The sequence below is a fragment of the Deinococcus sp. KSM4-11 genome (genome assembly GCF_004801415.1).
Taxonomy (GTDB): Bacteria; Deinococcota; Deinococci; order Deinococcales; family Deinococcaceae; genus Deinococcus.
Window position 1 is genome coordinate 119,227 of the sequence record NZ_SSNX01000003.1, and the last position, 26,199, is coordinate 145,425.

Here is a 26,199-nt window from a genome sequence, read left to right on the forward strand (position 1 = left end):
CTAGACGCCGGTTCGGTCGGTGCTGCGCGGATCGTTCAGCCCGGCGGTGTCATAGCGAGGATCACCCTCCACGCTCGCCCGCCACGGCCGTGCCTTGGTGAGGGCGATGTCCAGTTCCGGGGCGCCGGGATCGAGGGTGTGGATCACGAGGCTCTGGACGCCGGGCACCTCGGCCACGACCTCGCCCCGCGGATCGATCAGGGCTGAGCGGAACAGGTGGTCGGTCTCGGTCACGCTCGACAGGCTGAGCCAGACGTTGTGAATGGCGGCGTGGGAGCGGGCCTTGACGAGGAAGATACTGTCGACCGGATACGCGCTGAGCAGCACGACATCGACGCCGAGCCGGTCGTACTCCATGAACAGCGCGGGAAAGTTGACCTCAATGCATATCGCACAGCCGAAGCGGAAGCTGTCCACCTCGAACACGGTGGGGGCGTGGCCGGGAGTGTAGAACCGCGTGACCTCGGTGTGCGAGCAGATGCGCTTATCGTAGCGGGTGACAACGTGGCCCTGATCCGAGATGACGTACAGGCTGTTGTGCGGCCAGCGCGGCGGCGTGAGCGGGTGCGCCGAACCGAGCACCACCCAGAGTTTCAGGTCAGCGGCCAGGGCCATCACGGCCTCCAGTTCCTCCCGCACGATCTCCCAGTCCACCTCGGCCCAGTCCTGAATGGGATGCTTCACGTACCCGGACAGCACGCCTTCCGGGAAATGGATCAGGCGGGCACCTCCGGCCGCGGCCTCGCGCATGGCGGCCTGCACGTTTCGGCCGTTCACATGGGCGTCCCCGCTGACTGGGAGTTGCGCGGTGGCCAGACGGAACGGAATGGTGGGGGTCACCCGTCTACTGTAGCCACCACTCCCCTAGTAGCGGGTGGAGCCAGTAGCGTCAGCGAGGAGGCGGTCAAGCATGGGGCGGCTCGCCTTGTGGGAAGTCAGGGCGCTGCTCGTGCAGCCGCATGCCGGAGGATGCCACCAGCGGCTCGTGCATGTGAACGTCACCCCAGTCAGGGGAACGCGGGCGTGGTCGGCCTCCCCTGAAGGGTGGACTGAACGCCAAGCGTACCAAGGTTGACTTCGAAGGAGCGGGACGAGCGAGTCTCGCCGAGTTCCAACCCCAGTGTCTACTGCGTATAGCTGGCGGGAACGTCGCAGCGACTCGCAGACGACCCCCATGACCTTGCCCTACTGGACACAACTGGTAGAGGTATGACTATCCGCGAAAGCGATTAGCAGGACGCAGTCAAGGTGGGACTCCGGCGCACCCCTGGTCTCCGAGGAAGCACTCAAGAACTAGCGGTCTTCAGATTTCAGTCAGCCAGCATTAGCGCTCTCTATGGCCGCCACCACTGACCAGGACACCGGATCTACCATGGTCAAGGCCTCCACTGGCTGCCCACCGAAACTAAACGATTCGTGGCAAGACCTTTCACGTTCCAGTAACGCTCTGCGGGTCACAGTAGGGACGATCAATCAGATCGAGGTCTGCATCCACAGCCCGCCCTCTCTCAGAAAGGTTCGGTATCCCATGCTGCAATCCAACACGCTCCGCCGCTCTGCCCTCGCCGTTCTCGCCGCCACCCTGTCCGTTGGCATGATGGCCTGCAACAAGACGACCACGCCCGCAACCGTGACCAGTGTTGCCGTGGCTCCCACCACCGCGTCGGTTGCTGTGGGTGCCACCACCACCCTGAAAGCCACGGTGACCGGAACCAACAGCCCGGCGCAGACCGTCAGCTGGAAGAGCAGCAGCGACGCCATTGCGACCGTTAGCTCGGCCGGCATCGTGACTGGCAAGACGGCTGGTACGGCCACCATCACCGCCTGCTCCACGCTGGCCAGCTACACCACCAAGTGCGGCACCGCCACCGTGACCGTGACCAGCGGCACTGGCGGCGGCACCCTAACCACTGCGCACATCAACTTCGCCAAAGCTGCTGGAACGGTGACCGTCGGTGGAGTGGTCTACACCAATGATACGGGCGCTGCCTACAATGCCGCGACCGGGATCGGCTGGGTCGAGGAAGCGAGCCTGAGCGGCACCCTCAAGCCGCTGGACATGAGCACTGACGCCCGTGACCGCACGGCCACCAACCCGACCAGCACCACAGACGCCCGCCTCTATACCCAGATCAACATGCAGTGCGGAACCGCTACAGACGGGAAGAACTGCGCTGCTGTCAACGGTGTGGCCTCCAATCTGGTCTCGGGAGCCTTCGAGTACAAGGTTGCCAACGGCAAGTACACTGTGACGGTCAGCGTGGGCGATGCTGCCACCGCCGATGACGGCACCACGAAATCCAACCTGAACAGCCTGCACTCCATCCGTCTGGAAGGCACGACTGTGATCGACAAGTTCGTTCCCACGGTTGCGAAGCCTTTCACGAGTGCCTCCGTTCCTGTGACGGTCGCTGACGGCATGCTGACCGTGGACGCCATCGGCGGCAAGAACACCAAGATCAACTACATCGACATCGTTCCCGCCCCCTGATTTGAATCGGCGGTAACAAGCAGCGCCCCCACTCACCTGGGGGCGCTGCTTCCGTGTTGCCTGCTATCCGCCCTTCGCCTCGACTTCGGCCTGTTTCTCGCTCCAGGTGTGCATCTTCTGCTCCAGCTTGCCTTCCAGGTCGTGGGCTGCCCTACCCAGCGCGGCGTAGTCGGCGTCCGCTCCGGCTGATCCCAGGGCCGTGTGGGCGGCGTCCAGCTCGGCTTCCAGGGTGGCGATGTCAGCTTCCAGGGCCTCGACCTCGCGCTTCAGGTGCCACAGGCCCTTGCCTTTGGCGGCCACGGGCGCGGTCTGAACACGGGGCGCGGCGGCCTCCGCCTCGGCCTGGAGTTGCGCGGCCGTCCTGTGTTTGACCTTGTAGTCCTCCCAGCCGGGGTATTCGTAGAACTGGCCGTCCTCGATCAGCCAGATTCGGTCTGCGAGGCCCTCGATGAACGCGCGGTCGTGGCTGACCATCAGCAGCGTGCCGTCGAAGTCGTCCAGGGCAGCTTCCAGGGATTCGACCATCTCCATGTCGAGGTGGTTGGTGGGCTCGTCGAGCACCAGCAGGTTGTGGTCTTCCTGCGCGAGTTTCAGCAGCGCGAGGCGGGCGCGTTCCCCGCCGGACAGGATGCGGGCGGGTTTGTCGTGCTGGTCGTAGGGGAACATGAAGGTACCGAGCAGGTCGTGCGCCTGCGGGTCTTTCTGCACGTACTCGCGGGCGACGTCATAGAGGGTCTGCTCCGGTTCCACGCCGCGCAGCGCCTGGTCGTAGTACCCGACCGTGACGCGCGCGCCGGTCAGCACCCGGCCGCGTGGATCGTCGCTGGGATCGATGCCCAGCAGGGCGCGCAGCAGGGTGGTCTTGCCCGCGCCGTTGCGGCCGATGATGGCGATGCGTTCGCCCCGACGTACCTGCACGCTGAGGTTCTCGAAGAGGGTGCGGCCCTCGATGCGCCGGGTGATGTGCCGGGCGTCAAGGACGACCTCGCCGCTTTCCGGGGCGTGGAAGACGATGCGGGTGGTGCGCTGATCCGGCGGGGGCGCAGCGGTCGCGCGGGCCTGCATGCGGTCGACCCTGGCCTGCATGGCCTTGGCGCGGCGGGCGAGTTTGCTCATGCCCAGGCCCCAGATCTTCATGCGGTCCGCGCTGGCCTGGAGCGAGGCGACCTGGCGGGATTCGATGGCGTGCCGCGCGGCCTGCTGTTCGAGTTCAGCGGCGAGCGTCTCACGGAAGGTGGTGTAGTTCCCTGTGTACACGCGCAGGGTGCCGCCGCGCAGGTACGCGGTCTCGTTGGTCACGGCGTCCAGGAAGGTGCGGTCGTGGCTGATCAGCAAGACCGCGCCGGGGTAGCGGCTCAGGAAATTCTCCAGCCACTCGACCATCACGATGTCGAGGTGGTTGGTGGGCTCGTCGAGCAGCAGCACGTCCGGGTTCTCGACGAGCAGCGCGGCGAGGCCCAGGCGGGTGCGTTCCCCGCCGCTCAGGCCGGTCACCTCGGTCTGCTCGCGGCCCCGGAAGCCGAAGGCCAGGGTGACGGCGTCCTTGCGGCTGCGGCGCTCGAAGCCCCCGCGGCGCTGGTAATGCTCCAGCACGGCCTCGTGGTGCAGGATGCTCTCGGGCGTGCCGGTGTGCATGGCCTCGGCGGCCTGCTGGAGTTCGGCTTCGAGCAGGTCGAGGTCGTGGAAGGCGGCGTCGAGCACCGAGTCGACGGTCGCGCCGGCCGGGAAGGTCGGATCCTGTTGCAGCGCCCGCACCCTCACCCCCGGTGACCGCCTGACCGTGCCCCCGTCGGGAACCAGACTGCCGGTCAGCAGCCGGAAGAGCGTGGTCTTTCCCGCTCCGTTGCGGCCCACCAGACCCACCCGGTCGCCGGGCTGCACGGCGAAAGTCACGTCGCTGAGCACGCTGAGCGGCCCATACTCTTTATTGGCGTCCTGCACGGCAACAAGCACGCCCCCGATTATACGGTGCCGGCCCAAAATGTCAGATTTTTCTCGTAAACTGCTCGGGTGAGTTCCCGTGTCGTCCCGTCCGGCCGTCTGCTGCGGCGCGCCCTGTCGTTCGGGGTGACGCTGCTGACCACGGCCTGGGCGCAGGCCGCCGGGGGGCCGCTGGCGCTGGTGCAGGGCCTCGGGCGGCTGGAAGTCCAGGCCGACAGCGGCAGCTGGGCACCCCAGACCGGCCCCCTCGCGCTGAGCACCGCGCTGCGCACCGGCACCGGCCGCGCCACCCTGCGCAGCGGGCCTGCGGGGCAGATCGTGATGGGCAGCGCCTCACAGCTGCGCCGCTACAAGGATGAGGCCGACCTGACGCGCGGACAGTTCCTGCTGCGCGGCCCGCTGGCGGTGCACGTCCAGGGACACCATCTGGTCATGGAGGGGCCGGGCCGGGTGCGCGTGGACCTCTCAGACGCGACGCAGCGGGTGGCGGCGCTGGATGGGGCGCTCCGGCTCGACCTCGACGGGAAGCTGATCGAGCTCAGGGCCGGACAGCAGGTGGCGCTCCGGGGCGGAGGAGTCGCGGCCTTTCAGGAGACCGATCCGTGGTACGACGCCCAGTTCCGGGGTGAGGGCGCCGCAGCGATCGAGGCGACGCGCGGCCCGGTGCGACTGGCGGGCACGGCCCCCGAGCACAACGCCCTCGTGGGCGACACGCTGAATCCCGGCGACGCACTGAAGACCGGCGCGGCGGCCTGGGCGGAGATCGGCTTCACGGGCGGCGGGTACCTGCGACTGAACGAGCAGAGTGAATTGAGCGTGCTGAGCGTGGAGAAGACCAGCCATGGGCGCGAGGTGCTGCTGCGGCTGGCGCGCGGCACCGCGTGGAATGTCGTGCAGAAGGGCCAGGGCGGATACCGGATCGACACGCCGGTCGTGAGCACGGCGGTGCGCGGCACGGTCTTCCGGGTGGATGCCAGCGGGCTCGTGAAGGTCTTCGAGGGGCAGGTCGCGCTGCCCAGTCAGGGGGATCAGCCGGTCGCGCAGGGGCAGGAGCGCCCCCCGGTTGGGCCGGTCGCGCCGCTGGTGCCGGACTCCACGGACCGCTTCAACCAGACGCTGGACGTGCAGCGCCGCCAGCCGCTCACCCTGGATCTGGGCCCCCTGGCGGTGAGCCTGCAAGACCTTGCGGTGCAGGCGCGCAGCCAGCCGGGCGCGGGCCTGAGCGTCACCATCGCCGGGCGCACCCTGCCGCTCTCCGGCGAGGGCAGCGAGTACCGCCTGGGCCAGCTGGAAGCCCGCCTGCCCGAGGGGATGTACCGCGTGCAGGTGCAGGCCCGGCGCGCCGGGCAGACCCTGACCCGCACGCAGGTCATCAACATCGACCGCACGCCGCCGGCCCTGGGTGACGTGCGGATACAGCGAACCGGGCACCTGCTGGTCGTGTCCGGCACGCTGCGGGATGCCAGTCCGGCCCGGCTGACCGTGACTGTGACGGCTGGAACCAGCACCGCCACGCATTACGTGGATGGCGCGGCCGGAACCTTCCGCTGGCTGCTGCCGAATCCGGACTCTGGGGCCAGGGTCGAGCTCACCGTGCGGGACGCCGCCGGAAACGAGAGCCGTGCGATCATCCCCTGAGCGGTCGCTGGCCGCGCTGACAGTCCCGGTGGCCGCCGTCCTGGCCGCCCTGCTGACCCTGGCCGCGCCGGACAACGAGCGGCTGTGGGACGCGCTGAACCGCGCGCTGCCCGCCCCGCCGGATCCACGGGTGCTGGTCGTGGGAATCGATGAGGCGTCCCTGCGGGATTACGGACGGATCGGGTCGTGGCCGCGCGACCTGTACTCGCAGGCGCTGCGCACCCTGAACGACGCGGGCGTGAGCGCCATCGGCGTGAACGTGCTGCTCAGCGACCCGGCGGTGGGCGACGAGCGGCTGCGGACGATCTTCAGCCGACCGAACGTGGTGCTGGCGACCGCGCCGGGCGACCCGACCGGCCCGCCCCGGCCCGGCTGGACGTCCCCGACCGGGGTGAGCCTGCTGAACATCAGCCCCGATGGCGTGGTGCGCACCTTCCAGACGGCGTATGCGGCGGGCGACGCAGGCCAGGACGTGCTGGTGCCCAGTTTCGCGCGGCAGGTGGCGGTCGCGGCGGGCCGCAGCGCCCCCCTGGCGCTCACGCCGAGGCTGCTGCGCTACCGGCAGCCGGATCCGCAACGGCTGCCGGTGCTGTCGTTCCGGGACGTCGTGAACGGCAACGTCCGCTACGGCGACCTACAGGGCAAGGTGGTGATCCTGGGCCTGACCGCCGACGGCCTGGGCGGCCCGGCCGTGCGCGACGTGTCCGGGCAGGTCGTGCCCGCCGTACAGATGCAGGCGCGCGCGGTGAGCAGCCTGCTGGACGCGCCCTTCCTGCGCCTGCACTGGGGCATCCTGATGCTGCTGGGCGCGCTGTCGGCCGTGGCGGCGGTGCTGGCACGGGGCCTGTGGGGCTTCGCGCTGGCGCTGCTGCTGCTGGCCCTGAGCGCGCCGCTGTGGCTGGGAAACGTGCTGCTGCCCGGCGTCACCCTGTCGCTGTGCGCGATCGTGGGAACGGCGCTGGTCATGGGGGAACGCGGGTGGAACCTGCGCACCCTGACCATGCGCGATCCGCTGACCGGCTTCGGGAACCGCGTGGCCTTCACGCGGGCGGTCGAGCAGCGCTGGCAGGGGCGTTCGGAACGGCCGCTGGGGCTGATCCTGGTGGATCTCAGTGGCTTCCGGAAGGTGAACGACGCGTACGGGCACGCGGCCGGCGACGACCTGCTGCGCGACCTCTCGGCGCGGATCGGGCAGCACAAGCGCCGGGGCGACCTGCTGTTCCGCTGGGGCCCGGATGAGTTCGCGGTGCTGCTCGACAACGCCGGGCCTCAGGAACTGGCGACCATCACGCAGCGCATCCAGGAATCTCTGGACGCCCTGAGCTTCCGCGAGGTGCCGCTGCGCGCCTCGGTCGGTGCCGCCCGCACCGGCCCGGAGATCCGTTCCCCGACCGAACTGGTCGAGGCGGCCAGCCGCAGCCGCTACCGCGTGAAATACCAGCGTCTGCAACGCAGCTGAGGAAGGTCTGGCGGGTATGCTCCTGGCATGACCGGACAGCCTGCGTCCCTGCCGCGTAACCTCCTGAGCATCCAGTCATGGGTGGCCTACGGCCATGTGGGCAACGCGGCGGCGATGTTCCCGCTACAACGCCTGGGCTTCGAGGTGTGGGGCATGCACACGGTGCAGTTCTCGAACCATACCGGCTACGGCGCGTGGACCGGCAGCGTGTTTGCGCCGGAGCTGATCGCGGAGCTGCTGGACGGCATCGAGGCGCGCGGCGCGCTGGGCGGGTGCGATGGCGTGCTCAGCGGCTACCTGGGCTCGGCGGGCACGGTGGCGGCGGTCGTGGACGCGGTGCGCCGCGTGCGGAGCGCGAACCCGGCCGCCCTGTACTGCTGTGATCCCGTGATGGGGGACGTGGGCCGGGGCGTATTTGTGCATCCGGAGCTGCCTGCCCTGATCGCCGCGCAGGCCATCGCGGCGGCGGATATCGTCACGCCGAACCAGTTCGAACTGGAACTGCTGACGGGGATGGCGGTGGAAACGCTGGAGCACGCGCTGAACGCCGCCCACGCGCTGAGGGAGCGGCTGCACGCGGGCGGCCCCCGGATCGTGCTGGTCACCAGCCTGACCCGCGCGGATGCGCCGGCGAACACCATCGAGACGCTGGCGGTCACGGGTGGGGGGGCGTGGCTGTGCCGCACGCCGCTGCTGCCGCTCGATCCGCCACGCAACGGCACCGGGGACGCCATCGCCGCGCTGTTCTACGGGCAGTACCTGCGCACCGGGCGCGTGGATGAGGCCCTGTCGCTGGCCATGAGCGCCCTGTACGCCGTGCTGGAGCGCACCCACGCGGCGGGGACGCGCGAGATCCAGCTGGTGGCCGCCCAGGATGACCTCGTGGGGCCGCCCCAGCTCTTCGCAGCCGAGCCGCTCGCCTGAGCCTTTACCAATCCACCATGAGTGGAGGGTCTTGACCGTCTCAGGGTCAGTCAAAGGCGGCTTTCAGGGACTCTCACAGCCCTGCCCGGAACCCCACGCAGACTGTGATCCATGAAACACATCATGTTCCCGACCGCCGCCGACGCCGACGCCTTCCTCGCCGATGTCCAGCAGAAGGGCGCCACCCTGGGCAGCGCCACCTACACCCGCCGCACGACGACCACCGACGGCACCGTGGCCGACGCCGAGGCCGGAGCCGAGGATGCCGGTGCGGGCGCCGTGAAGGGCACTGGCGTGGGCGCCGTGGTCGGCGCAGCGGCGGGCCTGCTCGCCACGGCGGGCGCGGTGGCCACCGGTGGGCTCGCGATTCCGGTCATCCTGGGCTTCGCGGCGCTGGGCTCCGGCGTGGGCGCAGCCGTGGGGGCCACAGGCGGCGCGATGGGCATCGATGAAAACGCGGACGGCCGCACGGCCGACGCCGGAAATACGGCCTATGCCGCCAACGACGACTACTACGACCGGATGGATTCCACGGTAAACAGTGGGGGCCGTGTGATCGCCGTGCAGGATCCGGTTCCTGCCGACGTGATGGCTGCTGCCACCCAGCACGGCGGAGAGATCGTGGACGCCGCCGACAGCGTGACGCCCATGAACCCGGTCGTCTGAACCCGACCTTTCCACGGCTCCCGGTTGCCTGAGGCACCGGGAGCCGTTTTCGGGTTCCAGCCCGCGACACCGGTGAGGGTGGGCGCGGGCCACGGATTGTCGCAGGCCCTAGACTGTCGGCATGCTACTGAGCATCATCGTGCTGGACTCCGTGGGCGTCGGCGAGCTGCCGGACGCCGCCGCGTTCGGCGACGTGGGGGCACACACCCTGAACCACACCCTGGCCGCCGCGCCCGTGGCGCTGCCGAACCTGTCGCGTCTGGGCCTGGGGCACATCCCCGGCGTGCAGACCACGCCGGACACCGTGCAGGACGTCCCGGCGCAGGGCGCCTTCGGGCGGCTGCGCGAGGTCAGCCCCGGCAAGGACACCAGCACCGGTCACTGGGAGTTCATGGGCGTGCAGCTCGAGCACGCCTTCCAGGTCTTCCCCGAGGGCTTTCCGGCGCGGATCATGGCGGCCTTCGACGCGGCGACCGGACGCGGGCACCTGTGCAACCGGCCGTACTCGGGCACGGACGTCATCCGGGACTTCGGGCCGGAGCACGTGAAGACCGGCTTCCCGATCGTGTACACCAGCGCCGACAGCGTGTTCCAGATCGCCGCGCACGAGGACGTGGTGCCGCTGGAGACGCTGTACGCGTGGTGTCAGGCGGCCCGGAACCTGCTCCAGGGGCCGGACGCCGTGGCCCGCGTCATTGCCCGGCCGTTCCGGGGGGACTTCCCCTACGAGCGGGCGAACGAGCACCGCCGCGACTTCAGCCTCACGCCGCCCCCCACCGTGCTGGACGCCCTGAAGGACGCGGGACACGCCGTCGTGGGCATTGGAAAGATCCCGGACATCTACGCCCACCGGGGCTTCACCGAGGAGATCCATACCGACGACAACGCCGACGGCATCGCGAAAACGGTGGCCCGGATCGCGCGGGCGGCGCAGGAGGGCACGCACGGCCTGATCTACACGAACCTGGTGGATTTCGACTCGAAATTCGGTCACCGCCGCGACCCGCAGGGCTATTCGGCATGCCTGGCCCGCTTCGACGCGGCGCTGCCGGACATTCTGGCTGCGCTGCCGCCGGACGGAGCGCTGCTGATCATCTCGGACCACGGGAACGATCCCACGTGGCACGGCACGGATCACACCCGCGAGTACGGCCTGCTGCTGGGCTTCGTGGCGGGCGGCCCGGCAGGCGTGGATCTGGGCGAACGGCAGACCTTCGCGGACGTGGGCGCGACCACCGCCGAGGCGCTGGGCGCCACGTGGACCGGGCCGGGTGAGAGCTTCTGGACACGGATCGCATGACCCCCGAAAGCCCGCTGCCCGGGGACGGTGAAGTCGCCGCCGGCGGTTACCGGCCCGGTGCGGAGGCCTTCTCCATGACCCTCACGCTGGGGGGCCGCTACGCGGGCGAGCAGCACTGGGCCGTGCAGTCCGAACGCAGCGCCCTGGTGGCCCGCGTGCAGACGGACTTCGGCGGGGTGCTGCCGGACATCCGCCGCGCGCAGACCAGCCGCCTGCACCCCCGCACGCTGCACAGCCTGGGCTACAGCGAGGGCGACGGGCGTGGGGGCCGCGCCACCTTCGAGGCGACCTTCGACCGCCGGGGAGGCCTGGTCACGCTGCGCCAGGGCCGCGACGAGGCCACCCAGCCCCTCACGACCGACTACCACGATCCGGTCAGCCTGCTGCTGTGGCTGCGCTCACTGGGCCCGGACGGTTCCGACCGGCTGTACGCGCAGCTTACCGGCGGGCGCGTCCTGATCCAGCGCCTGCCGGACACCGAGATCGCGGAAGAGGCCGCCGTGGGCTATTTCCTGCGGCCCGGCAACGCCTACGTGTACGTGGAGGCCGCGCCGCCGCACCGGCTGCTGCGTCTGATCCAGCCGACCGATTTCGGCCCGGTCGAGGCGAACCTGGACGCCCAGGTAAGCGCGGGCCGCCGCCCGGAACGGCCGGAACGCCGCCGCCGCCGCCACTGAACCCACGCGGCTTCCCCGCCGCTGCCCCGCCCCCGCTTCTGGAGTTCCCATGCAAGTCCTCGAAGGCCCCTCTGCCCGCGCCGCCCTGACCCGCAGTTTCGGTGAAATTCCCGTTCCGGAGGCCGTCCTGGCCCGCATCGAGGCCATGTTCGGCGAGCCTCTGAGCCCCGAGGAGGTCACCGGGCGCATCCTGGCCGACGTCCGGACGCGCGGCGACGACGCCCTGCGCGACTGGACGGAGAAACTCGACGGCACCCGGCCGGGCGACCTGGCCGTGAGTGAGGCCGAGATCGCGCAGGCGCACGTTCCGGCTGACCTGCACGGCGCGATCCTCACGGCCATCGCCCGCGTGCGGGCCTTCTACGCGCAGCAGCCCGCGCACGGCTTCCTGAACCACGGCCCGGACGGCGCGCTGGGGCAGTTGGTGCGGCCCATCGGCCGGGTGGGCGTGTACGTGCCCGGCGGGCTGGCCCCGCTGATCAGTACCCTGATCCACACGGCGGTGCCCGCGCAGGTGGCCGGCGTGCCCGAGATCGTGGTGACCACCCCGCCGGACAGGGGCGGGAACATCCACCCCGCGATCCTGGTCGCGGCGCGGGAACTGGGGATCACGCAGGTGTTCCGGGTGGGAGGTGCGCAGGCCATCGGGGCGCTCGCGTATGGCACGGCCAGCATTCCTGCCGTGGACAAGATCGCGGGGCCGGGCAACCTGTTCGTGGTCATCGCCAAGCGGCTGGTGTACGGCGTGACGGGGATCGAGAGCCTGCCCGGCCCGACCGAGACGCTGGTGGTCGCCGACGACAGCGCCGACGCGCGGTTCGTGGCGGCAGACCTGCTTGCGCAGGCCGAGCACCTGGGCGCCGAACCCGTGCTCGTCTCGACCAGCAGGGAGCTGCTGGTGCGCGTGCAGGCCGAACTGAACGGGCAACTGGAGGCCCTGCCGGAACCGAACCGCAGCTGGGCACGCGACAGCGTGGCGGCCCGCATGAAGGTCATCCTGGCCGCCGATCTGGACGAGGCGCTGGCCCTCTCGAACCTGTACGCGCCCGAGCACCTGTGCCTGCTGACCCGCGATCCGTGGAGCCTGCTGGGCCGCGTGACGCGCGCCGGGGGTGTGTTTATCGGGGAACACTCCATGGAGGCCCTCGGGGACTACGTGGCCGGACCCAGCCACGTCATGCCGACCGGCGGCACCGCGCGCTTCATGAGCCCCGTGAACGTCCGGGACTTCCAGACGATCATCAGTGTGGTGGGCGTGACCGAGGCCACGCTGCGGCGCATCGGGCCGGCGGGCGTGACCCTGGCCCGCGCCGAGGGCCTCGAGGCGCACGCTCGCGCCATCGAGAGCCGCCTGCTGGGCGACCCGCAGGACGCCTGACCCCTGCCGTGTTCAGAACAGCAGCGGCTGGAAGTCGCGTTCCTCCGGCAGCGGCAGGGCGCTGACCTCCACGAACTCCAGCCCGGCGGCCTCCAGCGCGACGCGGGCGGGCGTGGTGATGTCTGGGGCGGCCAGGATGCCGCGCACGGTGCCCGGCACCTGAGTCCGCACCGCCTGCACGTAGCGGGCCAGCTGGTGCACCGCCTCGTGCCCGGCCTTGCCGCGCTTGAGTTCCACCACCACGTACCGTCCCGCGCGGTCGCGGGCGTACAGGTCGATGCCGCCCACCCCGACCAGCAGTTCCCGGTCGAGCACCACCAGGCCCGGCTCGATCACGTGCGGCGCGCGGGCCAGGGCCGACTGCATCTGCGCCTCCGTGCCGCTGAACACCAGCCGGGCGTCCTCGACCATATCCAGCGCGCTGGCCAGCGCACACGACAGCACCCGCACCCGCACGACCTCGACCGGGCTGCGGCGTTCGGCGTGCAGCACCACGCAGCCGTCCTCCAGCGCGGCCGACAGGTGATCCGTGCGCGGCTGCCAGTTCACGGGCTTCACGCCCCTCGGGCCGTGCACCTGCACGCTCCCGTCGGGTTTGATCAGCAGCAGGCGGTCGCCGGCCTCGGCCATGCTGGCGGCGCGGCCCTGGTACACGACCTCCAGTTCCCCCGCTAGGTGTAGCGTCGCCCCGCCATGCAGGTGGTCACGCAGAAAGCCCAGCAGGTCGGGGGGGGTGGGGCAGGTCAGGACACATCGAAGCACGCCGGGGAGGATACTGGAGCCCTGAGCCCCTCGGTTCCGACCACCTTCCCTGTTCCGAACTCGCCCTCCTCTCCTGCCGCCCCACGCCGACCGCGAGGTGATCCATTCCATGCTCATCGCCCAGCTCAGCGACCCGCACATCGACCGCACGCGCCCCGAGAAGGCCGCCGCCTTCGCGCAGGCCGTGGCCCACATCCAGGGCCTGCCCATGCGGCCGGACGCCGTGCTGATCACGGGCGACTGCACCGATCACGGCCAGCCGGACGAATACGCGCAGTTCATGACCCTGCTGCGGCCCCTGGACATGCCCGTTCACGTCATTCCCGGCAACCACGACGACCGGGGCCGCCTGCGCGCCCTGTTTCCGCGTAGTCAGGACGCCCTGCCGGACTTCATGCAGTACACCGTGGACGACCTGCCAGTGCGCCTAATCGGCCTGGATACGCTGGTGCCCGGCCAGGGCAGCGGCGACTTGGACGACACGCGCCTGGACTGGCTGGACGCCCGCCTGGACGAGCAGCGGGATCGGCCCACGCTGCTGTTCATGCACCACCCACCGCTGGTGAGCGGCCTGGACATCATGGACGCCATCGGCCTGCGGGGCAGCGCGGCGCTGTGCGACATCGTGCTGCGCCACCCGCACGTGGCCCGGCTGGTGGCCGGGCACCTGCACATGGCGATCACCACGACTTTCGGGCACAGCACCCTGATGACCTGTCCCGGTACAGACTGCACCTTCCAGCCGGACCTGAGCCACCCGGATCGCCTGGTGGTGCAGTACCAGCCGCCCCTGTGCCTGCTGCACAGCTGGAGCGAGAAGACCGGCCTGCTCAGCTACACCCGCGTGATCGACCGCACACCCTGGACTGTCCTGCACGACGGCCAGGGCTGGGTCGGCTGACCCGGGCGTTCAGGTGGTGACGCGCAGCCAGCCGCCATCGACGTAGTACGTCGAGCCGACCGAGTAACTTGCGCGCGGAGAGCACAGGAACACCGCGAAATCCGCGATCTCCTCTGGAGTGGCAAAGCGGCCGATGGGCGCGTTCTCGTCGGCGATATTCTGGAGATACTGTTCCCACGTCTGCGCCTGGCCCTCGGTGAGAATCCGGGCGGTCTTCTCCCAGTCGGGCGTGCGCACCAGTCCCGGATTCAGGGTGTTCACGCGGATCCCCTGCGGGATGAGTTCGTTCGCCAGGCACTTCGAGAACATGACCAGCGCCGCCTTCGTGACGTTGTAGATCGGCTCGTACCCCAGCGGCTGCGTGGCGCAGATGGACGCGTTGTTCAGGATCACGCCCCCACCGCGCGCGGCCATCAGCGGGGCCAGCGAACGCGCGAGGCGCACGGCCGCCATGACGTGCAGGTCCCAGTAGTGCTGCCACTTCTCGTCTGGGGCGCTGAGGATGGTCTCCTCGCTGCCGGTGCCCGCGTTGTTGAACAGGATGTCCGCACCGCCGAATTCCGCCTGAACCGCTCCCACCAGGCGGTCGATGTCGGCCGCCACCGCCACGTCTGCCGAGACGGGCAGCACCCGCACGCCGAAGTCCGCGCGGATCGCGGCGGCCACGTCCGAGAGCCTCGCGGCGTCCCGCGCGCACACGGCCAGATGTACGCCCTCCGCCGCCAGCCCACGCGCCACCGCCAGCCCGATGCCCACGCTGCCGCCCGTCACCACCGCCACCTTGCCCGTCAGGCCCAGATCCATGTGTGCTCCTCTGGCCGGAGACGGCCACCCCACGCGGGGCGGCCCGCAGGCGCGGCCGGTCGATTCCCCGCATGCTAGCCCGGTGGCACAATGCTGGCCATGCTCCCGCCCCCGGCCACCGCCCCCAAAAGCGAGTGGCGTGACTGGGCCAGGCAAACCCGGGCGGTGCTCCCGGACGTCTCGGAGGCCGTCACCGCGCACCTGCGCGCCTTCCTGCACGCCCACGGGGCCCGGCACGTCCTCGCGTACCGCCCGCTGGATGGCGAGCCCGACCCGAGCGCCCTGGCGGGCGACTTCGAGCTCTACACCACCCGCGCCCGCTTCCGGCCCGAACCGCGCCTGACGCTGCACCCCTGGCACACCGCGACCGAGATCAGCCGGTTCGGCGCCCTGCAACCACCCGGTGACGCGCCGCAGGTGGCCCTGGACAGCATCGACGTGATCCTGCTGCCGGCCCTGGCCTACGACTGGCGCGGTCGGCGCCTGGGCTACGGCGGGGGCTTCTATGACCGCCTGCTGCCCTCGTTCAGCGGCGCGACCGTCGGCGTCATCCCCAGCGGGCTGCTGGTGGACGGATTGCCCGGCGAGGCGCACGACTGCCCGGTGGCATGGCTGGCGACCGAGGATGGCGTGTTCCCGGTAACCTGAGCGCGTTGGTAAAGCGGGCCGTCACTCCCCAATCCACAATTCGTTCTGCGCGTCCCCGCCGCGATCCTGCACGATGGCCCGCGCGACCACCTCCGGCGAGATGGCTCCCCTGGGTGCCCGGCCCACCTGTGCCCACAGGGGCGTATCCACGGCGGGTGGCAGCACCAGCGTGATCCCCGCGCCGCGCGTTTCCAGGCGGGCGATCCCGGCGGCCGTCGCCAGGGCCGCCTTGCTGGCCGCGTACTGCGTAAAGCCCCGCACCGTCACGAGGTCTGGACGCGCTCCCAGCAGGTACACGCGCCCGCCCGCGTTCAGGCGGGCCAGCCCGTGCTTCATGACCCACAGCGCCCCGAAGTAGTTCGCGTTCCACACCGCGCGGACGTGCCCCGGATCGGCGTCCTTCAGGGGTTCCGGCAGGGCCACCCCCGCCGCGTACACAAGCGTGTCGAGCGCGGTCAGACCGTCCAGCAGGGACTTCACGTGACTCTCGTAGCCCACGTCCGCCACCCGGAAGGCCGAGCCGAGGTCGGCGGCCAGCGCGGTCAGTTTCCCCTCGTCCCGTCCGGACAGCGTGAGCGTGTCGCCCTGCGCCGCGAAGACCCGCGCGGTCGCCGCGCCGATTCCGCCCGTCGCCCCGATGATCAGCGTCTGCATGCCCGAAGTAGACCCCGGCCCGGCGGCACGGGACGGTACGCCTCCCTACCGAGCCGGGTGCCTGGGGTCAGGCCTCGGGCCGACGGCCGCGCACGGCCCAGGCCCGCGCCGTCAGGTGGATCGAGCCGTCGGGCTGCACCGGCAGCGCCGCGCGCAGCCGTTCCCTGAGGGCGTCCCGCCGGGCGTCGTCCAGGGTCATGGTGTAGCCGGGCGCCGGCCCCTCACCGCCCAGGAACGGCGTCCAGTACTCATCGAAGGTTCGGAAGGGGGTCGGCACGTCGATGGGCCCGACGGTCACGTCCACCAGCCCGGCTGCCCTGAACAGCTCCGCCAGGGGTTGCGGCTGGCACAGCGGAAAGCGGCGGCCCTCGTCGAGGGTTCCGGCGGCAGGATCGAGCGCGGTGACCGCGTCCCAGAACGCGCGCAGGAGCTGCATGCCGCCCGCGTAATCCCACACGTACGCGGCGACCCGTCCGCCCGGCCGGACGACGCGCGCCATCTCGGTCACGGCCTCCAGCGGAACCGGCACGAAGTTGAGCACCAGGCCAGCCACCGCGACGTCGACGCTGGCGGCCTCCAGGGGCAACGCCTGAGCGCCGGCCACCACGAACTGCGCCCGGTCATCCGGGACGTGCGCCCGCGCGTACTCGAGGTATCCGGCCGAGGGATCGACCCCGACGACCGACCGCGGCGCCATCTGCTCCAGCACCGCGCCGGTCAGCGCTCCCGTGCCGCACCCAACATCCACCCAGGCCAGCCCAGGGGGCCGCTCCAGTCCCGCCACGAACGCCCGCGCGACCACCCGGCTCCACCGCCCGATGAACGGCTCGTAGCGGTTCCCGGCCGCCCAGCGGTCCACCCGCCCTGCCTCTGCCATGAGCGCCTCCCCCACCGCGTCGAGACCCCCTGATTCCCCGCGCCACGCGGCGGCGAGAGGCCGGATCGCCTGTACGCCGAGCTTAGCGCGCCGGTGCCGTCAGTCCACGTCCACGCCCAGCGCCGGATCGTGGGCGAGGGCCACCGCGCGGCGCACCTGTTCCGGCAGGTTGCGGCCCAGGCTCAGGGGCGGCAGGGCGTCCAGCGGAAACCAGCCGCTGTCGGTCGTCTCCGTGTTCGCCACGTGTCCCGCCCCCTCCGTGCCCACGAGGTCGCAGTACAGGAACAGCTTGTACACCGCCCACAGGTCGGCCGGATGTGGATGCTTGCCCTTGTCCAGCACAGCCAGCAGGCGCACGGCCCGCACCTCGCGGCCCGTCTCCTCGCGTACCTCGCGCACGGCTATCTCGCGGGGGCTCTCGCCGGGGTCGGCCCAGCCGCCGGGCAGGCTCCAGCGGCCGTCGGCCCGTTCGCGGGTCAGGAGCACCTCGCCCGCCGCATTCAGCACCACAGCGCGCACGTCCACCTTGGGGGTCAGGTAGCCCTGCTCCACGCTCAGCAGGCCGGAGACGGTGGCGGCCTCCTGCCCGGTCTGCTCGGCCAGCAGTTCCCCGGTCAGGACCAGCAGCCGCGCATACCGGTCGCGGTCGTAGTCGTCGCGGGTGTACGTCAGGCCCGCCTGGGCGATGGACTGCAGTTCGCGGAGCTGCGCGAGGGTCGGCATACGGCTGACTCTACCGGCCGGCCAGCGGCCACGCCTCCAGCGGGACGTAGACCCCGTCCGGCCCCGGCTTCCGCATGAAGGCGACTGCGTGGGCCGTGAAGGTCAACGGGGCCGCCTCCAGATCGGCGAATTCCCGCCGGGCGTCGGCCAGCAGGGCGAGCAGATCGACCCCACGCCTCGCCAGGGCCACGGACAGGTGGAGCGTCAGGTGCGGCCCCTCGAAGCCGAAGCGCTGGGCGGGCTGGAGAGCGTCCAGCAGCGCGACGTGCAGGCGCACGGCATCCGGACTGTCCACCCGCAGGTACAGGGCGCTGCCGTTCCCGAACACGCGCGGGCCACCGATGGTCAGCATAAGGGGCGGGTGCGCGGCCACGACCTCACGGGCCACTGGTACCCACGCCAGATCGGCGTCCAGGCCGCTGCGAGCCTTCACGGTGATGTGGGACACCCCCGCCGCGTCCCGCAGGGCGTGCGCCGTCCGGAACGCCTGTACGCGCGCCGCCAGCTCAGGCGGGGGCAGGAGGGCGAGCAGGAAGGTGGGAGTCACAGAACGAGTGTAGGGAATCGGTGGTGGAAATGACCGTGTCGGCCGCCGAATTCCCGCTCTGTCCCGCCTGCCTCCGCGCACGGGGAAGAGGGCCAGCCGTCCAGTCGGCCTGGACGCCCCCTCCCCTGCTCCGGTACAGTTTCTGGTGTGAACCCGTCCCCCGAAAATCCAGGGCAGGAGCCCCTGAAGCGCACGCCGCTGCATGCCGCGCACCTGCGGGCCGGGGCGCGGATGGTGCCCTTTGGCGGGTGGGACATGCCCGTGCAGTACGCCGGCGTGAAGGCCGAGCACGACGCCGTGCGCAGCAGCGCAGGCGTGTTCGACGTGTCGCACATGGGCGAATTCCGCGCCACGGGCCCGGGCGCGCTGGCCTTCTTGCAGAGCGTGACCACCAACGACGTGAGCAAGCTGAAACCCGGCCGGGCGCAGTACAACTGGCTGCCGGGCGTGACGGGCGGGCTGGTGGATGACATCTACGTCTACCAGCAGGCTCCGGAGAACTACCTGCTGGTCGTGAACGCCAGCAACATCGGCAAGGACTGGGCGCACCTCCAGCGCCACACGGCCGGCTTCGACGTGCAGCTGACCGACGAATCGGGCCGCTGGGCACTGCTGGCCGTGCAGGGGCCGCAGGCGCAGGCGCTGCTGCAACCGCATGCGGATACCGACCTCGGCGGCGCGAAGAAGAACGCCTTCTTCCCGTCGAAACTCTTCGGCTTTGAGGTAATGCTGGCGCGCACCGGATACACCGGCGAGGACGGGTTCGAGGTCTTCACGGGCGCCAGCGAGGCCGAGACGATCTGGGACAAACTTCTGGCCATCGGCATCACGCCCGCCGGGCTGGGCGCGCGCGACACGCTGCGGCTGGAAGCGGGCTTCCCGCTGTACGGGCACGAGTTCAGCGACACCATCCACCCGCTGAGCAGCACGTACACCTGGGTCGTGAAAGACAAGGCGCACGTGGGCCGGGAGCACATCGCTCTGGAACCCACGCACCGCCTGATCGGTCTGAAACTCGACCGGGTGCCCGTGCGCGAGGGCTACCCCGTGAAGGTCGGCGGGCGCGTCGTGGGGCACGTTACCAGCGGCACGACCAGCCCCACCCTGGGCCACCCGATCGCCATGGCCCTGGTGAACACGGCCGACGCCGACGCCAGCGCCTTCGAGGTCGAGGTGCGCGGCAAGGATCACCCCGCCACCCGGCTGGACCTGCCGTTCTACAAACGCTGAACTGTCATTGGGCAAAAGACGCAGAGATTCCAACCCGCCCTCCCTATCCTGCCCGTAGCTCAGCGCACCGCCCCCGGAGGACATCCATGAACACCCCCACCGAACTGAAATACGCCGCCTCGCACGAATGGCTCTCCCCTGACGGCACCGTCGGCATCAGCGATTTCGCGCAGGATCAGCTGGGCGACGTGGTGTACGTCGAGCTTCCCGAGGTCGGCCGGAAGGTCGAGGCCGGGGACACGGTCGCCGTGGTCGAGAGCGTCAAGACCGCTAGCGACATCTACGCGCCCGCCAGCGGCACGATCACGGCCGTGAACGACGAGCTGAGCAGCACGCCGGAACTCGTGAACAGCGGCCCCTACGAGGGTGGCTGGCTGTTCAAGATGGACGTGACCGAGGAAAGCGCCGAGCTGATGGACGCCGGAACGTACGCCAGCGCGAACAGCTGAGGGGCGGTGACCTCCGGGCTGTGGGCCACGAGCAACACGCCCACAGTCCTCGTCCGTTGCCCCCACTCCCCAGAGCCCAGAGCCACTGACCCAGGAGCCCCCCATGACCCGCACCCCCCTGACCGACCTGCTCCAGACCGCCGACTTCACCGACCGCCACATCGGCCCCACGCCGGAGGACCAGGCCGCCATGCTCGCGGAGCTGGGCGTGGGCAGCCTGGACGAGCTGAGCGACACGACCCTGCCGGAGAGCATCCAGTTCCAGGGTGGGTTGCAGGTGGGCGGGCCGGTCACGGAGGCGCAGGCGCTGGCCGACCTGCGGGCGGTGGCGGCGAAGAACAGGGTGTTCCGCAGCTACATCGGGATGGGGTACAGCGGGACGCACACGCCGGGCGTGATCCTGCGGAACATGCTGGAGAACCCCGGCTGGTACACGGCGTACACGCCGTACCAGGCCGAGATCTCGCAGGGGCGGCTGGAGATGCTGCTGAACTTCCAGCAGACGGTGATGGACCTGACGGCCATGCCGGTGTGCAATGCCTCGCTGCTGGACGAGGCGACCGCCGCCGCCGAGGCGATGACGCTGGCGAAGCGGGCCGGAAAAAGCAAGAGCACGACCTTCGTGATCGCGCACGACGTGCACCCGCAGACGAAGGACGTGATCAAGACCCGCGCGGAATACTTCGGCTTCGAGATCGTCGAGCTGAAGGCCGGGCAGATGGCCGAAGGGCTGCCCGAGTGCTTCGGGGTGCTGATGCAGACGCCCGGTACCTTCGGTGACCTGCACGACCTCTCGCCTATTGCGGACGCCGTGCATGCCCAGGGCGGCCTGCTGGTGGCGGCGACCGATCTGCTGGCGAGCGCGCTGGTAAAGCCGGTGGGCGAGATGGGGGCAGATATCGCCATCGGGAGCGCGCAGCGCTTCGGCGTGCCAATGGGCTTCGGCGGGCCGCACGCGGCCTTCCTGGCATGCCAGAAGACCTTCGAGCGCCAGATGCCGGGCCGCGTGATCGGCGTGAGCAAGGACGTGCGGGGCAAGACGGCCCTGCGCATGGCGATGCAGACGCGCGAGCAGCACATCCGGCGCGAGAAGGCCACCAGCAACATCTGCACCGCGCAGGCGCTGCTGGCGAACATGGCCGCCGCGTACGCCGTGTACCACGGGCCGAAGGGCATCCGGACGATTGCTGAGCGCACGCAGCGCCTCACGGGCGCGCTGGCCGGGGCGCTGACGGCAGCGGGCGTGCGGCTGGGATCCGACACGTACTTCGACACCCTCACCGTGAAGCCGGAGGACGTGGACGCCGTGCGGAAACGCGCGCTGGGAATGGGCATGAACCTGCGCTACGGCAAGGGCGGCGTGTGGGTCACGGTCAGCTTGGACGAGACGACCACGCCCGCCGACGTGCTCGACCTGATCCACGCGATCACCGGCACTCGGCCTGCCGCCGACCTCGATCTGGACGGCGTGTCCGCCGACGGGCTTCCCGAGACCCTGAAACGGGAGAGCGAGTACCTGACGCACCCGGTGTTCAACACGCACCACAGCGAACACGGCATGCTGCGCTACCTGAAGGCCCTGGAGAACAAGGACTACAGCCTGACGCATGGCATGATCCCCCTGGGCAGCTGCACCATGAAACTGAACGCCACGACCGAGATGATCCCCGTGACGTGGCCCGAGTTCGGGCAGCTCCACCCCTTCGCGCCCGCCGACCAGACGGAAGGCTACGCCGAGCTGCTGGCAGAACTGGAAGCGTGGCTGGCCGACATTACGGGCTACGAGGCCGTGAACCTCCAGCCGAACAGCGGCGCGCAGGGCGAGTACGCGGGCCTGCTGACCATCCGCAAGTACCACGAGGCGCGCGGCGAGAGCCACCGCACCGTGTGCCTGATTCCCGCCAGCGCCCACGGCACCAACCCCGCCAGCGCCGCCATGATGGGCATGCAGGTGGTGGTCGTGAAGACCGACGCCGACGGCAACATCGACATGGACGACCTGAAAGTGCAGGCCGAGAAGCACAGCGATACCCTGGGCGCGCTGATGATCACGTACCCCAGCACGCACGGCGTGTACGAGGAACGCGTGAAGGACGCCTGCGACCTGATCCACCAGCACGGCGGGCAGGTGTACCTGGACGGCGCGAACATGAACGCCCAGGTCGGCCTGACCAAACCCGGCCTGATCGGCAGTGACGTCAGCCACCTGAACCTGCACAAGACCTTCGCCATCCCCCACGGCGGCGGCGGCCCCGGCATGGGCCCCATCGGCGTCAAGGCGCACCTCGCGCCATACCTGCCGAACCACACCGTGCGGCCCACGTCAGACAGCCACACCGGAGCCGTCAGCGCCGCCCCCTACGGGAGCGCGAGCATCCTGCCCATCTCGTACCTGTACATCCGCCTGCTCGGCCCCGTCGGGCTGAAGAAGGCCACGCAGGTCGCGCTGCTGAACGCCAACTACATCGCCCAGCACCTGAAGGGCGCGTACCCGGTGCTGTACACAGGCCGGAACGACCGCGTGGCGCACGAGTGCATCATCGACCTGCGACCCCTCAAGGCCGCCACGGGCATCACCGAGGAAGACGTCGCCAAGAGACTCATGGACTACGGCTTCCATGCCCCCACCATGAGCTTCCCCGTGCCCGGCACGCTGATGATCGAACCCACCGAGAGCGAACCCAGGGCGGAACTCGACCGCTTCATTGCCGCCATGCTGGGTATTCGCCGCGAGATTCAGGACGTGCAGGACGAGCTGATCGCCGCCGCCGACAGCCCGCTGAAGCACGCGCCCCACACCCAGGACGACCTGATGGCCGACGAGTGGGAACGGGCGTACAGCCGCGCCACCGCCGCGTACCCCACGCCCACGCAGAAGCAGTGGAAATACTGGCCCAGCGTGAACCGGGTGGACAATGTGTACGGCGACAGGAATTTCGTGTGTAGCTGCCCACCTGTCGAGGAGTGGGCGGAGGCATAGATTGATGGTAGAAGCTCGCCGCGAGAGTTCTCCACCCATTACTATGGACATTTTTCTGTTCATGGACTAATATCCGTAGTAATTTCGACTATAGACCAATCAGGGGATAATTGTGACGCAGACACTACCTGAGCACACTTTTGTTGCTGATGTCCTAGGGCGTGTCACAAACATGAGTCTGCCGAAATCGCAGGCATTACTACCCCTGTACGAGACCGTCATCAACGCCTTACAAGCTACAGAAGACCGTGGAATGGATTCTGGCCATATCCACATCAAAATATTGCGGAGTCCACTCTCACAAAGTATTGCAAGCGATTCAAACCGTGGCTTCAGCAATGTCAGCGGCTTCATTGTTACCGATGACGGTATTGGATTCACGCCTCCAAACTTAAAATCATTTATGACTGCCGATTCAACTTTAAAGCTCAGCAGGGGAAACAAGGGGATAGGTCGCTTCTTGTGGTTAAAGGCTTTTTCAATTATAAAGATTGACAGTGTATACGCAGTTGGCAAGCAGAGAAAAAGAGTAAGTTTCGGTTTTTCCGTCGATGAACCATATATCGAGAATTTCAAGATTGTGGATTACGATGGCGATCGCGCATCGGGAACACAAGTCAAATTGGATGTTCTCAAGATGGACTATGTTGACTATATGCCGAAAACAGCGCGCTCTATAGGCCGCAAAATTGTAGAGCATCTGCTGACATATTATGCAACTGACACAGCCCCCGAGATTTTGGTACAAGATGACAATGAAACGATAGATATTAGATCTATATTTAACGAGGAATTTGATTCCGTAGCAATAGACAATGAAATAAACATTAACGGTCAGGTATTTGAAGTCAAATACTTGAAGAACAGGAATGTTTCGGATAATAAGCATGCTGTACATTTTTGTGCCAACAAACGGTCAGTAAAATCTATTAATCTAGAGAAATATATTCCTGACCTGAAATACGATCTTGGGGAAGAGGATGGCTATGTCATACAAGGTTACGTGCAAGGGGAATACCTTAATAGGCACGCAAATCAAGAGCGGAGCCAGTTCAACTTTCCAGATGACAGTGATGCCCTATCTTTGGATAAAATTATTGAAAATATCTCCTCCGACGTGATGAGATCGTTCTCCGATGACATTAGAATAGTTCAAAAAGCCAAAGAAGATAAAATCCGAGAGTACGTTAATACTGAGGCACCCCGTTACAGACCTCTTTTACGAGAAAGATATTCTTATCTAATTGATAAGATTGCACCTAATGTCCACGGCAAAGCCCTTGAGATCGAGCTACATAAGGCACTATCTGAGGTTGAGATTGAAATTAAATCGGAGAGCGCCGAGATTTTGAGTAAGCGCGGCAAAGATTTAACTAGCCCCGAAGAGTTTCAAAATCGCTCGAAAGACATTCTCGAAAGAATTGGGGATGTAAGTATTGCCAACCTTGCCCAACATGTTATTCACAGGAAAATGGTGATTGATTTATTGGAAGCTAGTCTGGAAATAGACGATGATGGTAAATACACACTTGAGGAAAGCGTTCACAAGATCATTCACCCGTTAAATGCATCATCAGATCAGATACACGAAGACTACCAAAATCTCTGGCTCCTCGACGAAAAACTGTTTTACCATAACTATCTTGCTTCTGATAAGAAGCTAAATTCTTCCCCCTTAGTTCAAACAGGCAGCCTCAAAGAGCCTGATGTACTTGGATACTTTGACAGACCCCATGCTTTCTCAGAAGGACGTACAAATTTTCAGTCAATGGTGATTGTAGAATTTAAACGCCCGGGAAAAAGCAGCTATAGCGGTGATGATTCTGATCCGATTCGCCAAGTTTATGGATATGCAGATATTATAAGATTCGGAGAAGCCAAAGATTTTGGGGGAAGGCCGATCCCGAATCGAGATATTCCAATATATGCCTATGTGGTCTGCGATTTTACACCAGAATTTAGACGGCTTGCAACTAGTTTGAATGGACTTCAACCCAGCTATGACGGCATGAAATACTATGGCTTTAACCCGCAATTGAAAGTTTATATTGAAGTTATATCCTTTGATGCAGTAGTAGTGGAGGCTCGACAAAGGAATAAAGTTCTCTTCGACAAATTAAATCTATAATTAACGTTTGTACATCAAATGATAGCCGCCCTTTGCCCCGGCCCCCGCTTTAGCCTCTGGCTGTTGAACGGGGCGGGGGATGGGGTATTCCATGCACTCGACTCGCCAGGGCTGGAGCAGGCGCAAAGAAACGAAGCATTCCACGATGCGCCTGACCGAATGCCATCGTGCGCGAAGCGCGCGGGCGGTGGGGGCGGGGAGTGAGGGGGCGGAGACGCGGCCACACGCTGACGAGACTTCGTGCGAGGCCAGCCCGAATGAAGGGGCGACCACATGCCCAGCGCAGCGCCGCTCCCCCTGCCCCTCTGGGGTAGGGGGCTGGGGGGTGGGGAATCCCGCCCGCACAACTCACCCCTCCGGAAGCTCACTCAAATCCCCCAAGTCCTTCGCCCGCCCACTTGCGGCCTTGTTCTGCCGAAGGTGTCGCAGGCTGATCACCGGCACGCTCAACACACCAAGCTCGACTGTTTCCCGCGCTGCATACGCTTCCGCGAATTCCACGCCGCTGATTCGGTTCAGCACCTCCAGCCGCAGCGGAGGCACGCCCATGCGGACGATTTTGCCCGGCTGGAACAGGTCGGCAGTGACGCTGGACACTCCGAATTCGTGGTAAACGTCAACAAGCCGTGCGACGTTCTCGGGAGTGAGGTCAATGAAGATGTCGAGGTCGCCGGTGGTGCGGACAAAGCCATACAGGTTGACGGCGTACCCACCGATCAGCAGGTAGTCAACGTGGTGCTGGTTCAATAAGTTCAGGAACTCGCTGAAGTCGGGTGGTAGCTGGATCGTATCCATAGTGCACCTGCCGGAGAAGTTCCAGCGCTTCCAGCCGCTGTGCGGGCGTGCGAACCAGCCAGTACACGTAGTCCGGTTCCTGCTCGTCGAAGGTGGTCACGTCCAGCGCCTGCCGGTTCATTCTGGCGTTCTGGACGGTCATGGATGCAGTTTATCAGGGTGCAGAGGCCACCGCAGTTCCGTCCGCCAGCTTCCCCTACTCCGCAGTTCTTTCGAGTTCGGAGAAG

At 67.5% G+C, this 26,199-nt stretch carries 24 protein-coding genes; 14 read left to right on the forward strand and 10 right to left on the reverse strand.

All coding sequences use genetic code 11. The features are described from left to right. Window positions 1-840: a carbon-nitrogen hydrolase family protein gene (locus E7T09_RS10450; protein ID WP_205746991.1), complete on the reverse strand. Its 840-nt coding sequence runs from the start codon at window positions 838-840 to the stop codon at window positions 1-3. Window positions 841-1,336: 496 nt separating this feature from the next. Here E7T09_RS10450 and E7T09_RS10455 point away from each other — a divergent pair, with 496 nt between their 5' ends. Next, a complete protein-coding gene (locus tag E7T09_RS10455; RefSeq protein WP_136389128.1) occupies window positions 1,337-2,491 on the forward strand; it encodes an Ig-like domain-containing protein in 1,155 nt (384 codons plus the stop codon). A 63-nt stretch (window positions 2,492-2,554) separates the two neighbouring features. Here E7T09_RS10455 and abc-f read toward each other — a convergent pair whose 3' ends face one another. Next, entirely contained in the window at window positions 2,555-4,444 is a 1,890-nt protein-coding gene (gene abc-f / locus E7T09_RS10460) for a ribosomal protection-like ABC-F family protein (protein WP_136389129.1), read from the reverse strand. A 57-nt stretch (window positions 4,445-4,501) separates the two neighbouring features. Here abc-f and E7T09_RS10465 point away from each other — a divergent pair, with 57 nt between their 5' ends. The 7 genes from E7T09_RS10465 (at window position 4,502) to hisD (ending at window position 12,474) form a co-directional block, all read left to right on the forward strand. After that, window positions 4,502-6,070 (forward strand): FecR domain-containing protein, encoded by a 1,569-nt coding sequence (locus tag E7T09_RS10465; RefSeq protein ID WP_136389130.1) that lies wholly within the window; start codon window positions 4,502-4,504, stop codon window positions 6,068-6,070. Then, window positions 6,054-7,529 carry a CHASE2 domain-containing protein gene (locus E7T09_RS10470; protein ID WP_136389131.1) on the forward strand — a complete coding sequence of 492 codons (1,476 nt, stop codon included), beginning with the start codon at window positions 6,054-6,056 and terminating at the stop codon, window positions 7,527-7,529. Before E7T09_RS10465 ends, E7T09_RS10470 begins: the two co-directional genes overlap by 17 nt. A 27-nt stretch (window positions 7,530-7,556) precedes the next feature. Next, window positions 7,557-8,453: a pyridoxal kinase gene (gene pdxY, locus E7T09_RS10475; protein WP_136389132.1), complete on the forward strand. Its 897-nt coding sequence runs from the start codon at window positions 7,557-7,559 to the stop codon at window positions 8,451-8,453. A gap of 111 nt (window positions 8,454-8,564) precedes the next feature. Then, a complete protein-coding gene (locus E7T09_RS10480) occupies window positions 8,565-9,119 on the forward strand; it encodes a hypothetical protein (RefSeq protein ID WP_136389133.1) in 555 nt (184 codons plus the stop codon). A 121-nt stretch (window positions 9,120-9,240) separates the two neighbouring features. Then, on the forward strand, window positions 9,241-10,419 hold the full coding sequence (locus tag E7T09_RS10485; protein ID WP_136389134.1) for a phosphopentomutase: 1,179 nt from the start codon (window positions 9,241-9,243) through the stop codon (window positions 10,417-10,419). Then, complete coding sequence (locus E7T09_RS10490; RefSeq protein WP_370293859.1) at window positions 10,416-11,096, forward strand: hypothetical protein; 681 nt, start codon at window positions 10,416-10,418, stop codon at window positions 11,094-11,096. Before E7T09_RS10485 ends, E7T09_RS10490 begins: the two co-directional genes overlap by 4 nt. 49 nt (window positions 11,097-11,145) lie before the next feature. Then, entirely contained in the window at window positions 11,146-12,474 is a 1,329-nt protein-coding gene (gene hisD / locus E7T09_RS10495; protein WP_136389135.1) for a histidinol dehydrogenase, read from the forward strand. Window positions 12,475-12,486: 12 nt separating this feature from the next. Here the strand turns inward: hisD and nucS are convergent, their stop codons facing one another. Next, window positions 12,487-13,236: an endonuclease NucS gene (gene nucS, locus E7T09_RS10500; RefSeq protein WP_240741744.1), complete on the reverse strand. Its 750-nt coding sequence runs from the start codon at window positions 13,234-13,236 to the stop codon at window positions 12,487-12,489. Window positions 13,237-13,345: 109 nt separating this feature from the next. On the opposite strand from nucS, the gene E7T09_RS10505 reads away from it, so the two are divergent. Beyond that, window positions 13,346-14,137: a phosphodiesterase gene (locus tag E7T09_RS10505; RefSeq protein WP_136389137.1), complete on the forward strand. Its 792-nt coding sequence runs from the start codon at window positions 13,346-13,348 to the stop codon at window positions 14,135-14,137. Window positions 14,138-14,146: 9 nt separating this feature from the next. On the opposite strand, the gene E7T09_RS10510 is transcribed toward E7T09_RS10505, so the two are convergent. Then, entirely contained in the window at window positions 14,147-14,941 is a 795-nt protein-coding gene (locus E7T09_RS10510; protein WP_136389138.1) for an SDR family NAD(P)-dependent oxidoreductase, read from the reverse strand. Window positions 14,942-15,040: 99 nt separating this feature from the next. Between E7T09_RS10510 and E7T09_RS10515 the strand changes: the two genes are divergently transcribed. After that, window positions 15,041-15,589, forward strand: coding sequence for a 5-formyltetrahydrofolate cyclo-ligase (locus E7T09_RS10515; protein ID WP_136389139.1), 549 nt, complete (start codon window positions 15,041-15,043; stop codon window positions 15,587-15,589). Between the two features lie 21 nt (window positions 15,590-15,610). Here E7T09_RS10515 and E7T09_RS10520 read toward each other — a convergent pair whose 3' ends face one another. From E7T09_RS10520 to E7T09_RS10535, 4 genes are all read right to left on the reverse strand, one after another. After that, window positions 15,611-16,243, reverse strand: a complete 633-nt coding sequence (locus tag E7T09_RS10520) for an SDR family NAD(P)-dependent oxidoreductase (protein ID WP_136389140.1) — start codon at window positions 16,241-16,243, stop codon at window positions 15,611-15,613. A gap of 67 nt (window positions 16,244-16,310) precedes the next feature. Continuing rightward, window positions 16,311-17,120: a class I SAM-dependent methyltransferase gene (locus tag E7T09_RS10525; protein WP_136389141.1), complete on the reverse strand. Its 810-nt coding sequence runs from the start codon at window positions 17,118-17,120 to the stop codon at window positions 16,311-16,313. Window positions 17,121-17,219: 99 nt separating this feature from the next. Further along, a complete protein-coding gene (locus tag E7T09_RS10530; protein ID WP_136389142.1) occupies window positions 17,220-17,843 on the reverse strand; it encodes an NUDIX hydrolase in 624 nt (207 codons plus the stop codon). 10 nt (window positions 17,844-17,853) lie between these two features. Next, window positions 17,854-18,390 (reverse strand): 2'-5' RNA ligase family protein, encoded by a 537-nt coding sequence (locus tag E7T09_RS10535; protein ID WP_136389143.1) that lies wholly within the window; start codon window positions 18,388-18,390, stop codon window positions 17,854-17,856. A 231-nt stretch (window positions 18,391-18,621) separates the two neighbouring features. On the opposite strand from E7T09_RS10535, the gene gcvT reads away from it, so the two are divergent. The 4 genes from gcvT to E7T09_RS10555 all read left to right on the forward strand — a co-directional run bounded on the left by gcvT (window position 18,622) and on the right by E7T09_RS10555 (window position 25,177). Next, entirely contained in the window at window positions 18,622-19,620 is a 999-nt protein-coding gene (gene gcvT / locus E7T09_RS10540; RefSeq protein WP_240741760.1) for a glycine cleavage system aminomethyltransferase GcvT, read from the forward strand. An 86-nt stretch (window positions 19,621-19,706) separates the two neighbouring features. Continuing rightward, window positions 19,707-20,069: a glycine cleavage system protein GcvH gene (gene gcvH / locus E7T09_RS10545; protein ID WP_136389144.1), complete on the forward strand. Its 363-nt coding sequence runs from the start codon at window positions 19,707-19,709 to the stop codon at window positions 20,067-20,069. 103 nt (window positions 20,070-20,172) lie between these two features. Beyond that, window positions 20,173-23,049: an aminomethyl-transferring glycine dehydrogenase gene (gcvP, locus tag E7T09_RS10550; protein ID WP_136389145.1), complete on the forward strand. Its 2,877-nt coding sequence runs from the start codon at window positions 20,173-20,175 to the stop codon at window positions 23,047-23,049. Between the two features lie 112 nt (window positions 23,050-23,161). Continuing rightward, the gene (locus tag E7T09_RS10555; protein WP_136389146.1) at window positions 23,162-25,177 is read left to right on the forward strand and encodes a hypothetical protein; all 2,016 of its coding nucleotides are present in this window, start codon (window positions 23,162-23,164) and stop codon (window positions 25,175-25,177) included. Window positions 25,178-25,525: 348 nt separating this feature from the next. On the opposite strand, the gene E7T09_RS10560 is transcribed toward E7T09_RS10555, so the two are convergent. Both E7T09_RS10560 and E7T09_RS21890 read right to left on the reverse strand, forming a co-directional pair. Next, window positions 25,526-25,972 (reverse strand): nucleotidyltransferase, encoded by a 447-nt coding sequence (locus E7T09_RS10560; RefSeq protein WP_136389147.1) that lies wholly within the window; start codon window positions 25,970-25,972, stop codon window positions 25,526-25,528. Next, window positions 25,905-26,114 carry a hypothetical protein gene (locus E7T09_RS21890; RefSeq protein WP_168734801.1) on the reverse strand — a complete coding sequence of 70 codons (210 nt, stop codon included), beginning with the start codon at window positions 26,112-26,114 and terminating at the stop codon, window positions 25,905-25,907. The genes E7T09_RS10560 and E7T09_RS21890 overlap by 68 nt, the downstream gene beginning before the upstream one ends. Window positions 26,115-26,199: the final 85 nt, after the last annotated feature.

Coding starts and splice junctions, on each gene's coding strand:
- gcvH (WP_136389144.1), top strand. CDS start 19,707: ATGAACACCCCCACCGAACTGAAATACGCCGCCTCGCACGAATGGCTC.
- gcvT (WP_240741760.1), top strand. CDS start 18,622: ATGGTGCCCTTTGGCGGGTGGGACATGCCCGTGCAGTACGCCGGCGTG.
- E7T09_RS10520 (WP_136389140.1), bottom strand. CDS start 16,243: ATGCAGACGCTGATCATCGGGGCGACGGGCGGAATCGGCGCGGCGACC.
- E7T09_RS10505 (WP_136389137.1), top strand. CDS start 13,346: ATGCTCATCGCCCAGCTCAGCGACCCGCACATCGACCGCACGCGCCCC.
- E7T09_RS10490 (WP_370293859.1), top strand. CDS start 10,416: ATGACCCCCGAAAGCCCGCTGCCCGGGGACGGTGAAGTCGCCGCCGGC.
- E7T09_RS10560 (WP_136389147.1), bottom strand. CDS start 25,972: ATGGATACGATCCAGCTACCACCCGACTTCAGCGAGTTCCTGAACTTA.
- hisD (WP_136389135.1), top strand. CDS start 11,146: ATGCAAGTCCTCGAAGGCCCCTCTGCCCGCGCCGCCCTGACCCGCAGT.
- E7T09_RS21890 (WP_168734801.1), bottom strand. CDS start 26,114: ATGACCGTCCAGAACGCCAGAATGAACCGGCAGGCGCTGGACGTGACC.
- E7T09_RS10525 (WP_136389141.1), bottom strand. CDS start 17,120: ATGGCAGAGGCAGGGCGGGTGGACCGCTGGGCGGCCGGGAACCGCTAC.
- E7T09_RS10480 (WP_136389133.1), top strand. CDS start 8,565: ATGAAACACATCATGTTCCCGACCGCCGCCGACGCCGACGCCTTCCTC.
- pdxY (WP_136389132.1), top strand. CDS start 7,557: ATGACCGGACAGCCTGCGTCCCTGCCGCGTAACCTCCTGAGCATCCAG.
- gcvP (WP_136389145.1), top strand. CDS start 20,173: ATGACCCGCACCCCCCTGACCGACCTGCTCCAGACCGCCGACTTCACC.
- E7T09_RS10510 (WP_136389138.1), bottom strand. CDS start 14,941: ATGGATCTGGGCCTGACGGGCAAGGTGGCGGTGGTGACGGGCGGCAGC.
- E7T09_RS10530 (WP_136389142.1), bottom strand. CDS start 17,843: ATGCCGACCCTCGCGCAGCTCCGCGAACTGCAGTCCATCGCCCAGGCG.
- E7T09_RS10515 (WP_136389139.1), top strand. CDS start 15,041: ATGCTCCCGCCCCCGGCCACCGCCCCCAAAAGCGAGTGGCGTGACTGG.
- E7T09_RS10455 (WP_136389128.1), top strand. CDS start 1,337: ATGGCCGCCACCACTGACCAGGACACCGGATCTACCATGGTCAAGGCC.
- E7T09_RS10485 (WP_136389134.1), top strand. CDS start 9,241: ATGCTACTGAGCATCATCGTGCTGGACTCCGTGGGCGTCGGCGAGCTG.